14 protein-coding genes and 2 tRNA genes are annotated in these 13,138 nt (G+C 64.2%); 10 read left to right on the plus strand and 6 right to left on the minus strand.

The annotated features are described in order from the left end of the window. From JNE37_RS16955 to JNE37_RS16970, 4 genes are all read left to right on the plus strand, one after another. On the plus strand, positions 1 to 783 hold the full coding sequence (locus JNE37_RS16955) for an ATP-binding cassette domain-containing protein (RefSeq protein WP_035038273.1): 783 nt from the start codon (positions 1 to 3) through the stop codon (positions 781 to 783). A gap of 60 nt (positions 784 to 843) precedes the next feature. Next, positions 844 to 1,512, plus strand: coding sequence for a DUF1345 domain-containing protein (locus tag JNE37_RS16960; protein WP_035038276.1), 669 nt, complete (start codon positions 844 to 846; stop codon positions 1,510 to 1,512). After that, a complete protein-coding gene (locus tag JNE37_RS16965; RefSeq protein WP_203063970.1) occupies positions 1,513 to 1,977 on the plus strand; it encodes a YaiI/YqxD family protein in 465 nt (154 codons plus the stop codon). 121 nt (positions 1,978 to 2,098) lie between these two features. After that, complete coding sequence (locus JNE37_RS16970; protein WP_203063971.1) at positions 2,099 to 2,938, plus strand: polysaccharide deacetylase family protein; 840 nt, start codon at positions 2,099 to 2,101, stop codon at positions 2,936 to 2,938. Here JNE37_RS16970 and rlmB read toward each other — a convergent pair. Beyond that, positions 2,935 to 3,690 (minus strand): 23S rRNA (guanosine(2251)-2'-O)-methyltransferase RlmB, encoded by a 756-nt coding sequence (gene rlmB, locus JNE37_RS16975; protein WP_203063972.1) that lies wholly within the window; start codon positions 3,688 to 3,690, stop codon positions 2,935 to 2,937. The genes JNE37_RS16970 and rlmB overlap by 4 nt on opposite strands. Positions 3,691 to 3,876: 186 nt before the next feature. On the opposite strand from rlmB, the gene JNE37_RS16980 reads away from it, so the two are divergent. Further along, positions 3,877 to 3,961, plus strand: a tRNA-Tyr gene (locus tag JNE37_RS16980). Positions 3,962 to 4,427: 466 nt separating this feature from the next. Here JNE37_RS16980 and JNE37_RS16985 read toward each other — a convergent pair. Further along, complete coding sequence (locus JNE37_RS16985; protein WP_035088907.1) at positions 4,428 to 4,700, minus strand: hypothetical protein; 273 nt, start codon at positions 4,698 to 4,700, stop codon at positions 4,428 to 4,430. A gap of 279 nt (positions 4,701 to 4,979) precedes the next feature. Between JNE37_RS16985 and JNE37_RS16990 the strand changes: the two genes are divergently transcribed. After that, positions 4,980 to 5,053: transfer RNA gene (locus tag JNE37_RS16990), tRNA-Gly, on the plus strand. 77 nt (positions 5,054 to 5,130) lie between these two features. Next, entirely contained in the window at positions 5,131 to 5,694 is a 564-nt protein-coding gene (locus JNE37_RS16995; protein ID WP_203063973.1) for a dihydrofolate reductase family protein, read from the plus strand. Positions 5,695 to 5,721: 27 nt separating this feature from the next. On the opposite strand, the gene JNE37_RS17000 is transcribed toward JNE37_RS16995, so the two are convergent. From JNE37_RS17000 to JNE37_RS17015, 4 genes are all read right to left on the minus strand, one after another. Continuing rightward, the gene (locus JNE37_RS17000; RefSeq protein WP_203063974.1) at positions 5,722 to 6,558 is read right to left on the minus strand and encodes a bifunctional allantoicase/(S)-ureidoglycine aminohydrolase; all 837 of its coding nucleotides are present in this window, start codon (positions 6,556 to 6,558) and stop codon (positions 5,722 to 5,724) included. Between the two features lie 88 nt (positions 6,559 to 6,646). Continuing rightward, the gene (ilvA, locus tag JNE37_RS17005) at positions 6,647 to 8,161 is read right to left on the minus strand and encodes a threonine ammonia-lyase, biosynthetic (protein WP_203063975.1); all 1,515 of its coding nucleotides are present in this window, start codon (positions 8,159 to 8,161) and stop codon (positions 6,647 to 6,649) included. A gap of 155 nt (positions 8,162 to 8,316) precedes the next feature. Next, positions 8,317 to 9,237 (minus strand): ABC transporter substrate-binding protein, encoded by a 921-nt coding sequence (locus JNE37_RS17010; protein WP_203063976.1) that lies wholly within the window; start codon positions 9,235 to 9,237, stop codon positions 8,317 to 8,319. A gap of 39 nt (positions 9,238 to 9,276) precedes the next feature. Beyond that, positions 9,277 to 10,191 carry an ABC transporter substrate-binding protein gene (locus tag JNE37_RS17015; protein WP_203063977.1) on the minus strand — a complete coding sequence of 305 codons (915 nt, stop codon included), beginning with the start codon at positions 10,189 to 10,191 and terminating at the stop codon, positions 9,277 to 9,279. A gap of 172 nt (positions 10,192 to 10,363) precedes the next feature. Here JNE37_RS17015 and JNE37_RS17020 point away from each other — a divergent pair, with 172 nt between their 5' ends. Genes JNE37_RS17020 through JNE37_RS17030 form a run of 3 tightly spaced genes read left to right on the plus strand, consistent with a single transcriptional unit; the run spans position 10,364 to position 13,135 of the window. Continuing rightward, a complete protein-coding gene (locus tag JNE37_RS17020; protein ID WP_246513340.1) occupies positions 10,364 to 11,305 on the plus strand; it encodes a FecCD family ABC transporter permease in 942 nt (313 codons plus the stop codon). Next, complete coding sequence (locus tag JNE37_RS17025) at positions 11,302 to 12,333, plus strand: FecCD family ABC transporter permease (protein ID WP_035038296.1); 1,032 nt, start codon at positions 11,302 to 11,304, stop codon at positions 12,331 to 12,333. The genes JNE37_RS17020 and JNE37_RS17025 overlap by 4 nt, the downstream gene beginning before the upstream one ends. After that, the gene (locus JNE37_RS17030) at positions 12,326 to 13,135 is read left to right on the plus strand and encodes an ABC transporter ATP-binding protein (protein ID WP_203063979.1); all 810 of its coding nucleotides are present in this window, start codon (positions 12,326 to 12,328) and stop codon (positions 13,133 to 13,135) included. The genes JNE37_RS17025 and JNE37_RS17030 overlap by 8 nt, the downstream gene beginning before the upstream one ends. The last annotated feature ends 3 nt before the right edge of the window (positions 13,136 to 13,138 follow it).

Raw genomic sequence — 13,138 nt, forward strand, 5'->3', positions numbered from 1 at the left:
ATGCTGGACAAGAAAACGCCGCTCGTCCAACTGGAGAACATCTCGATCTCCTTTGGCGGCCTGCATGCGGTGGATGGTGCGTCGATCGAGCTCTATCCGGGCGAGGTGGTCGGGCTGCTGGGTCACAACGGCGCCGGCAAGTCGACACTGATCAAGATCCTCTCGGGTGCCTACAAGCGCGACAGTGGCATTATCCGCATCGATGGCCAGGAAGCCACGATCAACAACCCGCGCGATGCCAAGGCCTATGGCATCGAGACGATCTACCAGACCCTTGCCGTGGCCGACAACGTCGATGCGGCGGCAAATCTCTTTCTCGGCCGCGAGCTCACCACGTCGGTCGGCACGCTCGATGATGTGGCAATGGAGGCCAAGGCGCGTGAGGTGATGGGGCGACTCAACCCCAATTTCCGCCGCTTCAAGGAGCCGGTGAAGGCGCTCTCGGGTGGGCAGCGGCAATCGGTGGCGATTGCCCGCGCCATCCTCTTCAACGCTCGTATCCTCATCATGGACGAGCCGACCGCCGCCCTTGGGCCGCAGGAAACGGCGCAGGTGGGCGACCTCATCAAGCAGCTCAAGTCCGAGGGGATTGGCATCTTCCTCATCAGCCACGACATCCATGACGTGTTCGACCTCGCGGACCGCCTTTGCGTGATGAAGAACGGCAAGGTCGTCGGCACCGCCAATACGGCCGACGTCACCAAGGATGAAGTGCTGGGCATGATCATCATGGGCAAGGTGCCGGCCGGCGCTATTCCCGGGCCGGGGGCATTGCGGGGATAGGGCGGAGGCAGTTTCGCAAGGTGCAGTAAGCCGCTATCGTATCCGCGAGGAGACGACGGCATGAATGAGGTTGCGAAGAAAAGCCACGGTCGCCATCACGGGTTCTATGCCGGTGCGGCGACGGGCGTGGTCGTGTTCCTGGCGTCGCTCTATCCTTTCGCCGAACAGGCGCTGACGCTGGGGACGATCGCGTTCTTCGTCGTCTACCTGGCGTTCAGCAGCTGGCACCTGCGCAAGCTTACGTCGCATTTCCTCAGGACTCACGCGGCTGAAAGCGATGCGCCGGTCGCGGCGATCTTCGGGGTCACCATCATCGTGGTGGCGGTGTCGGTCTATTCGTTGTTCATGGCCATCAACATGCACGGCCAGGCCAATGGCCTGCATCTCGCCGTCGCCGTGGTTGCGGTGGTGCTCGGCTGGTTCACCGTCCACGCAATGGCTGCGCACCACTATGCCTATGAGTATTACGATGTGCCGGACATCGACGCCGATACGAAGCCCAAGGGCAGCGTGGTCGGCGGGCTGGATTTCCCCAGCGGACCTGAGCCGGACGGCATCAGCTTCTTTTATTTTTCATACGTTATCGGCATGACGGCACAGGTCGCCGACGTTTCGATCACGTCGGTTCATATGCAAAGGCTGGTGGTGGTGCACGGCATTTTCTCGTTCTTCTTCAACACCGTGATCATCGCGGCGACCGTAAACCTTGCTGTCAGCCTGGGCGGCTAGATGAGCGCTCCGACGATCTATGTGGACGCCGATGCCTGTCCGGTCAAAGACGAGATCCTGCGGGTAGGAGAGCGCTACGGTCTCGCGATCGTGCTGGTGTCGAACGGCGGCATCCGGCCGTCGCGCGACCCGATGGTTCGTGTCGTCACCGTGCCGCAGGGCGCGGATGCGGCCGATGACTGGATCGTCGAGCATTGCCAGCCCAATGATGTCGTCGTCACGGCCGACGTCCCCCTGGCGAGCCGGTCGGTGAGTGTCGGGGCACATGTGCTGGGTCCAACGGGACGAGAGTACACGCCCCAGTCGATGGGCATGGCGCTGGCGATGCGCGACCTCAAGCAGCACCTGCGCGAGACGGGGGAGATCAAGGGCTACAACCCGAGCTTTTCCGGCAAGGATCGATCGGCGTTTCTCGTCGCGCTCGACCGCGTGGTGCAGCGCGCTATCCGCACCAAACAAGGTTAAGCGCATTTCCGCCCAGCAGGTGGAAAAACGCAGGTGATACAAGGGCACAGGCAGGTCGAGCATGGTTTGTTAACCATGCTGGGTAACACTTTAGGCAGTTCTTCTGCCTTGGGTGCTCGTCGTGTCGTTCCGTCGCCTTGCTGTTCTGGTTCCTTTGGTTGCCCTGCTGATGGCAGGCTGCGCCAGGCCGCCTCAGGAGGCCGAGATCACGGCGAAGCCGCGGCTTCCGGCGGTGGCCGATAGCTACCTGCCGATGCCGGAAGTGACCCCAAGGCACGTGCCCAAGGGTGTGCTGGCCGGCCGCAAGCTGGTGGTGTCGTCTGCCGCCGAAATCCAGTTGCAGCCGGGCGAGGTCATTCTCTCGTTCGACGATGGTCCGCGCAAAGGCAGCACGGATTCGATCCTGGCGACGCTCGACGATTTCAACGTCAAGGCTACGTTTCTGATGGTCGGCAAGATGGCCGATGCCTATCCGCAGACGGCGCGCAACGTTGCCGCCCATGGCCATGCCATCGGCACCCATACCTACGACCATCTCAACCTGGCCAATGCCGACCAGACAGTTGCGATGGACGACGTCTATCGCGGCGAGGCGGCGGTGGCACGTGCCCTCAAGGGCTCAGGCCAAACGCTGACGCCGTTCTTCCGTTTCCCCTATCTGGCGCAGACCGGCTTGCTGCGCGCGAGTCTCAGCGAGCAGAGCCTCATCGTGCTCGATGTGCAGGTGGATTCGCAGGATTACCTGAAGTCCGCGCCGCAGCAGACCATCGACCGCACCCTGGCGCGGCTGGACAAGCGGGGCAGGGGCATCATCCTCTTCCACGACATCCATCCGCTGACCGCGGCCTTGCTGCCGGATTTCCTGCAGGCGCTGGCCGATCGCGGCTACAAGGTCGTGCAGCTCGTCTCGCGTGATCCGAGCCCGTTCGGCGAAGACCTGGTGACTGCCAGCAAGAACTAGCTGTTGCGGCCCGCCGTTGCGGCGAAGAGCGCGATGGCCGCGGCGTTCGAAACGTTGAGCGACTTGATCGGGCCCGGCATGTCGAGGCGAACCATCTCGTCGCAGAGGCCGCGGGTCTTTTCGCGCAAGCCCTTGCCTTCCGAGCCCATGACGACGGCCATCGGCCGGTTGTCCGTGCGCGGGCGCAGCGGCTCGGTGGCCTCGGAATCGAAACCCAGCACCAGCAGGCCGCGCTCCTTGAGCTTTTCGAGTGCGTCGCCGAGGTTGCGGACCTCGATCAGAGGCACGAGATCAAGCGCGCCCGAAGCGGACTTGGCCATGACACCGGTTTCGCGCGGCGCGTAACGGGCGGTGGTGATGACCGCATCGGCGCCGAAGGCACAGGCGGTGCGCAGGATAGCGCCGACGTTGTGCGGGTCGGTCACCTGGTCGAGAACCACGACCAGGTTGAGCGGGGAGATGTCTTCGAGGCCGAATCGAGAAACCGGATCGACTTCGAGCGCTACACCCTGATGCACGGCTTCGCCGCCGAGCAGGCGATCGAGTTCCTTGGGCGTGGTTTCCTTGATGGGCACCTTGCCGATCGGGCCGGTTTCCTTGAGGCGCATGAGCGCGTTGGGGGTGACCAGAAGCTCCCGTTTGCTGCGGCGCGGATTGTCGAGCGCGGCGCGCACGGTATGCAGGCCGTAGAGATATACGGGCCCGTCATTGGGGTCGTGGCGCGGCTTGGGCGGGAACTTGTTGATGCTCATGCCTGCTGCCCTATCGCCTTTGGCTCGCCGCAGCAAGGGCGCCGAAAGCGACGGTACCCTGTGGATTGGTAGAAAAGGCAAAATGGGTGTTGACAGGCGCGGACCCGATCACCATAAACCGCCCCGTGGTTCGCAACGGTCCGCCGAACGAACCATTCCCGCGTTCATAGCGCGCCTGTCGGCTGTGGAGGGGTGGGAGAGTGGTTAAATCCATCAGACTGTAAATCTGACCGCTTAGCGTACACTGGTTCGAATCCAGTCCCCTCCACCATCCGGCTCTCCGGTCCCCCCGAAAATTCAGAGATTTGCGATGCTGCGTTGATGCGCGGCATTCGGTGCTGGTTAGCCAAAATGCGCAATGGTTCTGAAGGCGACGAGCGCGAGTTTCGGTGCCCGGTTGGCGCAGCGGTGGCCAGCCTCAAGACCAGCGGCCGCGGAAACCGCGATCAGAGGCGAGCGCAAGGTGGGTGAGGATGCCCACGAGTGCAGACCAGGCCGGCGGCGATAGGGCCGAATGCGGCGGACGAGGCGATTGCCGCGGTGAGGCGCAGCACAAAACGCCGGAAATCCGGGACGAAGAACCAGCCACTATGTCCCCCAAGACACTGGTTGGGTCGACTGTGCTGCAGCTCGGTGCGAGCCGCCTTTCAAAAACGACTAAGCGCGGCCGTCAAATGGCGGTCGCGCTCTTGAACTTCTCAATGCACCCGCTGGCGGGTGCTGTTCGCCAATGCGCGTTAGTTGGCATCGGCGAGGTTGGTCGCGGGGGTCAGCGTGTCGGGCTTGAACAGCTCGGACTTGACCGTGCCATCGGCCTGCTTGACGAAGGCGCGAATGAAGCTGCCCCAACGCTCTACGTCCTGGGCGTTCACGCCACGTTGCTGAAGGCTCGCGATCACATGTTCCTTGTTGAAGGAATCCACAGTCACGCTGGTCGGCGTCGTCATCGCCAGGGCGGGAGCGGCGAAGAGGGTGATTGCGGAGAGGGCAATAGCAGTGCGCTTGAACATTTTCTTGGTTCCTTTCTGAGTAGAACAACCAAGAGATATGTCATTGGTTTCGTCGTTCAATGATTTCTTGCATTAATTAATGTTCATGTTGGCAATGTTGTAGTATGTTAGATTAATTACTTAAACTATACTTGCTTTCCGGCCGGAAACCCAGTTTCAACCCGGTAACCCGGTTACATCGGACGCCGCCCGCGAAAGGGTGCCAGAAGGCTGGGGGCGGCGGAGAATGAACCTTGCGCGATGCCGTGCTTAGCCAGTATACGGCTCTCATCATCCGGCGCGGGTGTAGCTCAATGGTAGAGCAGCAGCCTTCCAAGCTGAATACGAGGGTTCGATTCCCTTCACCCGCTCCAATCTCCCCCCACCTTGTTGTCCGGCACCCCCGAGAGTGCAATCATACCCGCGCGATGGAGCGAGGGGATAAACGGCTTTGGGCAAGCTCACTTTCGGGATGATGTGTTCGCTCGATGGCTATATCAGCGACGCCAACGGCAAGTTCGACTGGGGTCAGATCGACGAGGACGTGCACGCCTTCGCCAATGCGGAGCAGGCCAGGGAGAGCACGACGATCTATGGCCGGCGCATGTTCGAAACCATGGCGGCGTGGGACACCCTGGCTGAAGACCCGGATGTCAGCCAGGTGGAGCGCGATTTCGCGGCGCTCTGGCGCAAGACCGACAAGATCGTGGTTTCCCGCTCGCTTGCCCAAGTGACGACGACGCGTACGCGGCTGGTGCGGGAATTGACCGCCGGCGATATCGAGGCGCTCAAGGCGTCATCGCGGGGCGATATCAGCGTTTCGGGGCCGACGCTGGCGGCAAGCTATATGCGGCAGGGCTTCGTCGACGAGGTCTCGCTCTATTATGTACCGGTCGTCGTCGGGAGCGGGAGGCCGGCATTCCCGGATGTCGGGAGCCTGCTCAAGTTGGAGCGCATCGAGGTCAGGCCGTTCAACAACGGGGTGACCTTCATGCGGTTCGCAGTAAAGAAATAGCCCCGGCGCTGGCACCGGGGCTTTCGTTCAGCGGCCGAAGGCGCCGGGACCGCGCAGGCGCGGGTGGCGGTTGACGTCCTTGTAGAGCAGATAGCGGAAGCGGCCCGGGCCGCCCGCATAGCAGGCCTGGGGGCAATAGGCGCGCAGCCACATAAAGTCGCCGGCCTCGACCTCCACCCAATCCTTGTTGAGCTTGTAGACGGCCTTGCCCTCGAGCACGTAGAGGCCGTGCTCCATGATGTGCGTTTCCTCAAAGGGAATGAGGCCGCCCGGCTGGAAGGTGACGATGTTGACGTGCATGTCATGCCGCATGTCGTTGGGGTCGACGAAGCGGGTGGTGGCCCAGGCATTGTCGGTGTCGGGCATGGCGATGGGCGCGACGGCCTGATCGCTGCTGACGAAGGCTTCGGGGGCAGGGATGCCGGGGGCGGGCTCGTAAAGCTTGCGGACCCAATGGAAGCGGCCGGGCTCGCTGCCGCGATTGTGGAGCGTCCAGGCCTGGCCGGCGGGCAAATAGGCATAGCCGCCGGTTTCAAGCTTGTGCTCGGTGCCGGCGAGGGTGAGGACGAGCTGGCCGCCGGTGACGAAGATCACGCCTTCCGCGCCGCTTTCAGGCTCAGGTGCGTCCGAGCCGCCGCCGGGGCCGACTTCCATGACGTATTGGCTGAAGGTTTCTGAAAAACCAGTGAGGGGGCGCGCGATGATCCAGCACTTGGTGTTGGCCCAGTTAGGCAGCAGGCTGGTGACGATATCGGAGAAGACGCCCTTCGGGATCACCGCATAGGCTTCGGTGAAAACGGCGCGACCGGTATGGAGGGTCTTCTGGTCGGGCAGGCCGCCGGGGGGCGTGTAGTAGCTGTTCATGGGTCATCCTCGAGGCGCGACGCGCAGGCACCCAAGTGTCTAGCGTGGATTCACTCCGTTGAGAATGTGGATACGCAATCGCCTGCGATCAGCGCGTGCCGAGGAAGAGGGCGTAGGCCGGGTTGTTCGTCTCGTCCCAGTGCGCGTAGCCAAGATCCTGGAGGAAGGCGTCGAACGCCGCGCGCTCGTCGGGCGGCACCTGGATGCCGGCGAGGACGCGGCCGAAGTCGGAGCCATGGTTCCGGTAGTGGAACAGCGAGATGTTCCAGTCCGAGCGCAGGCCTTCGAGGAAACGGAGCAGGGCGCCGGGGCGCTCGGGGAATTCGAAGCGGTAAAGCATTTCCTCGGCGAGGCCGCCGACGCGTCCGCCGACCATGTAGCGGACATGGAGCTTGGCCAGTTCGTTGTCGGTCATGTCGACGACGGCATGGCCGCCGGCGCGCAGGAGATCGATGATCTCGCGCTTTTCCGCTTCGCCGCGAGTGAGGCGGACGCCCACGAAGATCTGGGCGCTGGCGCCGGGCGCGATGCGGTAGTTGAACTCGGTGATGGTGCGGCCGCCGAGGAGCCTGATGAAGGCGCGGTAGGCGCCGGGCTGCTCGGGGATGGTGACGCCCAGCAGGGCTTCGGAGTGCTCGCCGATCTCGGCACGCTCGGCCACGTGGCGCAGCCGGTCGAAATTCATGTTGGCGCCCGAGGCGATGGCCATGACGGCGCCGGGTAGGTCGAGGGTTTCGACATGCCGGCGGAGGCCGGCAAGCGACACGGCTCCGGCCGGTTCGGCGATGGAGCGGGTGTGGTCGAAGATGTCCTTGATGGCGGCGCAGATCTCGTCGGTGCTGACCGTCACGACCTCATCGAGCAGCTCGCGGCAGAGGCGGAAGGTTTCGTCGCCTGCCTGCCGCACGGCGACGCCGTCGGCGAAGATGCCCACTTCATTGAGCGGCACGGGGCGGCCTGCGTCGAGGGCGGCCTTCATCGAAGCCGCGTCCTCAGGTTCGACGCCGATGAGGCGGATATCGGGGCGCAGGAAGCGGACATAGGCGGCGACGCCTGCCGCAAGGCCGCCGCCTCCGATGGGGAGGTAGATGGCGGCGATGGGGCCGGAATGCTGGCGCAGGAGTTCGATGCCGATCGTGCCCTGGCCGGCGATGACCTCGGGGTCGTCATAGGGATGGACGAAGACCAGGTTTTCCCTGTCGCACAGCGCCATGGCGTGGAGCCGGGCGTCGTCGAACGCGTCGCCATGGATCACCACCTCGCCGCCCAGGCGCTTGACGGCCTCGACCTTGATCGAGGGCGTGGTGGTCGGCATGACGATAACGGCACGCACGCCCATGCGACGGGCGGAATAGGCGACGCCCTGTGCGTGGTTGCCGGCCGAGGCGCAGATGACGCCGCGCTGCTTTTCGGCATCGGTCAGGCGCGCGAGCTTGTTGTAGGCGCCGCGGAGCTTGAAGGAAAAGACCGGCTGCAGGTCCTCGCGCTTGAGCAGAACCTCGCGGCCAAGCCGCTCGGAAAGCGGGCCCATGCGGTCGAGCGGGGTCTCGATGGCGGCCTCATAGACGGCCGAGTTGAGGATGCGGCGGACATAGTCTTGCATGGGCGTATTCCAGGTAACCACCCAAAGCCATGTCCCCTTGACCGCCAGCGGTCAATACTGATGGCATGGCTGCGGCTTTTCGCCGTCAGGGACCGGAAAGCAAAACGGGCGAGCGCGGAGGACCGCGCACGCCCGCTCGCAAGCGTGGCAGAAGCCTACTTGGCCAGCGTTACGTCGAAAGCCCTGGCGATGTCATCGAGCAGCAGATTGGCTGCGATGTAGCCGCCGGCGGTATTCCAGATGGCATCGTCGACGGCATAGGCCTTGCCGGCCTTGACGACATTGAGGTTCTGCCAGAGCGGCTCGGACAGCCATTCGGAGGCCTGCTTGTCGGCAGCGCCGTCGCCGGTCTCGTAGACGAAGTAGAACAGGCGATCGCCTTCCATTTCCGGAATGCGTTCCTTGGTCACGTCATCGGCGAATTCGGCCTTGTCCTGGATGGCGGGACGCTTGAAGCCGATTTCATTGAGGATCAGGCCAGGGAAGGTGTCGTTGTAATAGATGCGGGTGAGGCCGGACATGAAGCGGACGAGCGAGATCTCCTCGTTCTTCTTGTCGCCGAGCGCATCGCTCAGGGCCTTTTCGCGGGCTGAGAAGGCTTCGAGTGCGGCCTTGCCCTCGGCGCCCTTGCCGGCGGCGGCGGTGTAGAGCTCCATGTTGATCTTCCAGTCGCCGCGCAGGCGTTCGGCCATCACGGTCGGGGCGATGGCGGAGAGCTGGTCGTAGATCTTTTCCTGGCGGGTCTTGTTGCCGATGATGAGATCGGGCTCGAGCGCGGCGATGGCTTCGAGGTTGACGGCGGATTCTTCGCCGACCGGGGTCACGTCCTTCATCGCTTCGGCGATGTGCTTGTACCACGGGTCGCCGAGCCAGGAGCGGACGGCACCGACCGGGGTGATGCCGACGGCGAGCAGTGCCTCGGTGCCTTCATTGGTCAGCACGACGACGCGCTGCGGATTGTCGGGAACGTCGGTGACGCCCATGGCGTGCTTGATTTCGACGGCGGCGGCGCCACCCAGGGTGGCAAGGCTTACGCCCAGGACCGCGGTGGCGGCGAGGAAGGTTCTGCGAAGCATCGGTTTATCCGTTCACGTTGCGATGTTGCGGGCTCGGAGTCAGAGCTTGACCCCGTAGTTCTCGGCGAGCTGATCGAGCATGATCTCGGCGCAGTAGATGCCGCCGCCGGTATTCCAGAAGAGTTCGGAGACGCGGAAGGCCTTGCCTGCCTTGACAGCATCGAGGCTCAGCCAGAGCGGGTCCTCGATCCATTCGGAGAGGTTGACCCGGGCTTCGTCGTTGTCGTCGTCCGCGGAGAAATAATAGATGCGGTCACCGGCCATCTCGGGGATGCGTTCCTTGGTGACCTGGTCGGCGAATTCCATCTTGTCCTGCGCCGGTGGGCGTTTGAAGCCGATCTGGTCGAGGATCACGCCGGCAAAGGTGTTGCGGTAGTAGATGCGGGTGCGACCGGGCGAGAAGCGGATGAGCGAGATCCGGTCGTTGACCTGGTCGCCAAGGGCGTCGCGGAGCCGGTTGGTCTTGTCGGCGAAGGCGGCGAGGTCGGCCTTGCCCTTGTCGGAGAGGCCGAGGGTATCGGCGTAGAACTGGTAATTGTCCTGCCATTCCCCGCCGATGGTTTCGGTGAAGACGGTGGGGGCGATGGCCGAGAGCTGATCGTAGATCTTCTCCTGGCGGACCTTGGTGCCGAGGATCAGGTCGGGTTCGAGCGCTGCAATAAGTTCGAGGTTGATCGCCGATTCCGTGCCGAGCGCCGTGGTTTCGGTCAGTTGCGCCTTGAGATGATCGTACCAGGGATTGCCGTCCCAGGATTGCGCGGCGCCAACAGGCACAACCCCCAGGTGCAGCAGGGCCTCGGTGCCTTCGTTGGTGAGGATGACCACGCGTTCGGGAGCGTCCGGCACCTCGGTAACGCCCATGGCATGGGTGACTTCGCGCGCTTCGGCCAGGTTTCCGGCCGCTGCGAAGAGCGTCAGTGCCAGGACCACGCGGGCAAAACTTTTGCCGATCATCTGCACTCCAAACTTGACATCGAGGGTCAGAAAATGATTGTGGCAAAAAGTCAGATGTTTACTTGACTGTCAATATCAACAAAGAGCTTCCGCGCTGTCTGCCATCGCCTCAATCGCAGCCCCCCGTGCCACGAGGCGGCTACCCTATCCGCTGCTCTATTCCGGGCTTTGCGTGCTGCTGGTCGTGGCCGCCTATGCGAGCCTGACTCTGGGCTACAAGCTCTATTCGCCGGCCGATATCTGGGGCCTGCTGACCGGGGCCACCGGCGAGGCGCAGATCGTGCTGATGCAGTATCGCGTGCCGCGCGTGGTAATCGCCCCGATCGTGGGCGCGGCGCTGGGGATTGCCGGCGTCGTGGTACAGACGCTTTCGCGCAATCGCATCGCTTCGCCTGACACGCTGGGGCTCAATGCCGGGGCGTCGTTTGCCGTGGTGGTGGCGAGCGCCGGGTTTGGCGTCTCGTCGATGCTCGGGCTTTCGGCCGCGGCGGCGACCGGGGCGCTGCTGACGGCGTTACTGGTTTTCGCCATTGCGGCGGGGGCGGGCGGGTTGTCACCGATCCGGATCGTGCTGATCGGCGTCACCATTGCCGGGCTGTTTTCGGCGCTGGTCGAGGTGGTGCTGACGGTGCGCGAAACGATGCTCGACCAGTTGCTGTTCTGGCTGGCTGGCGCCGTGGTCGACCGGCCGCTGACGCTGGTGGCGACGGGCGGGCCGATCGTGGCTATCGGCGCGCTGCTCGCGGTGCTGCTGGCGCCATCGCTCGATATTCTCCAGACGGACGAGCAGACGGCGCGCGGGCTTGGCGTGCCGGTGGCGCTGGTTCGGGTCGGGTGCTTTGCGGCCATCGCGCTACTGACCGGTGCCTCGGTGGCGATGGCGGGGCCGGTGGGGTTCGTGGGTCTGGTCGTGCCGCATGCGGCACGGTCTATGGTGGGGCTCAAGCATATGCATCAATTGCTGGCGGCGGCCCTCTTCGGGGCGCTCTACCTGACGGTGGCGGATGTCGTGGCGCGGTTCGTGATCTATCCGCTGGAGGCGCCGGTGGGGGCGATCACGGCGGTGGTCGGCGGTTGCGTGCTGGTGGTGCTGCTGCGGAGGCGCGCGGCATGAGCCAGGCTATTCTTGCCGCCAATCGGCGGGCCTATTTTTTCGTCGGGCTGTTCCTGGTGCTGGCGTTGCTCATGGCGCTGGCCGGGGTGGCCTTCGGCAGTTCGTGGGTCAGCTTCGACCGTATCCTCGGGGTGATCTTCGGGGGCGGGGCCAAGACCGAGCGGCTGATCGTGCTGCAATTGCGGCTGCCGCGCGTGGTGATTGCGATCCTTGCTGGCGGGGCGATGGCCGTAGCCGGCTACCTGCTGCAGAAGGTGACGCGCAACAACCTGGCTTCGCCGGGCGTGCTCGGCGTGATCGATGGGTCGGCGCTGGGCGTCGTCATCTTTCTGGCGCTGCTGTCGGACGAGAGCAATTCGCTGGTGACCTCGATCGCATGGCAGCCGGTGGCGGCGCTGCTCGGGGCGCTGGCGGCGATCTCGGCGGTGTTCATCCTCTCGGGGCGGCAGGCGTCGTCGGCGATCCGACTGCTGCTCTTCGGCATTGCCATTGCGGCGGTGGCCAAGGCCGGCGTCATGATCCTGATGCTGGTCGGGCCAATCTACCGGACGACGCAGGCGGCGCGCTGGATTGCGGGGGCGGTCAACGAGATCAACTGGGGCGAGATCCAGGTTACGGCGCTCGGCCTGCTGCCGGTGCTGATCGTGACGCTGCTGGTTGCGCGCAAGCTTCCGCCCACCGACCTCGACGAGGTTTCGGCGCGCAGCCTCGGGCTCAACCTGCCGGTCTTCCGGGTCGCCATCTTTGCGCTGGCAGCGTTGCTGACGGCGCTGGCGGTGGCGTTCGTGGGTGGCGTCGGGTTCATCGGGCTTATGGCGCCGCATATGGCGCGGCTGATCGTCGGGCGGCCGGTCATTCCGGGGCTGATCGTGAGCTTCCTGCTTGGAGCGATCATGCTGGTGGGCGCCGATTTCATCGTGCGCGTCCTCTTCGCGCCGACCGAGGTGCCGGCCGGCACGGTGACGGCGGTGATCGGGACGCCCTATTTCCTCTACCTTCTCATGCGCAAGGACCGGACCAATGGTTGATCGCGTTTCGGTCGATAACCTCACGGTCGCCTACGGCTCGCATTCGGCTGTGAACGGCGTCACCCTCAGCGTGCCCAAGGGCAAGGTCACGGTGCTGGCCGGGCCCAATGGTTGCGGAAAGTCGACGCTGCTGCGCGCCGTGCGACGGCTGCATGCGGCGCAATCCGGCAAGGTGCTGCTGGGCGACGTGGATATTTCCCGGCTCAAGGAAAAGGAACTGGCGCGCGAGATCGGGCTCCTGGCGCAGAGTCCCTCGGCGCCGGAAGACATGCGGGTCGAGGAACTGGTGCGGCTGGGGCGCTATCCGCATCAATCGATGATGCAGCCGTGGAGCCCGGAAGACGGCGACGCGGTGGAGAACGCGATGTTCGGCACGGGCGTCGCGCAGTTGCGCGACCGGCGGCTGGGTTCGCTTTCGGGCGGGCAGTTGCAGCGCGTGTGGATCGCGATGGTGCTGGCGCAGGAGACGGACGTGATCTGCCTCGACGAGCCGGTGAACCATCTCGACATGGCCCACCAGATCGACTGCCTCGACCTCGTCAGCCGCCTCAACCGCGAGCGGGGGCGGACGGTGGTGCTGGTGTTGCACGACCTCAACCTGGCGGCGCGCTATGCGGACCGGCTGGTTTTCCTCAAGGAAGGCAAGGTGGTGAGGGCGGGCGACCCGGCGGAGCTGATGGAAGAGAAACTCATCGGCGAAGTGTTCGGCATCCAGTGCCGCGTGATCGAGGACCCGGTGCATAACCGGCCGATGTGCATTCCGATGCGCAATACCTCGCCGCGCTTTGCCGTGGAGGCCTGAGGC

The sequence above is a fragment of the Paradevosia shaoguanensis genome (assembly GCF_016801025.1).
Classification (GTDB): domain Bacteria; phylum Pseudomonadota; class Alphaproteobacteria; order Rhizobiales; family Devosiaceae; genus Paradevosia; species Paradevosia shaoguanensis.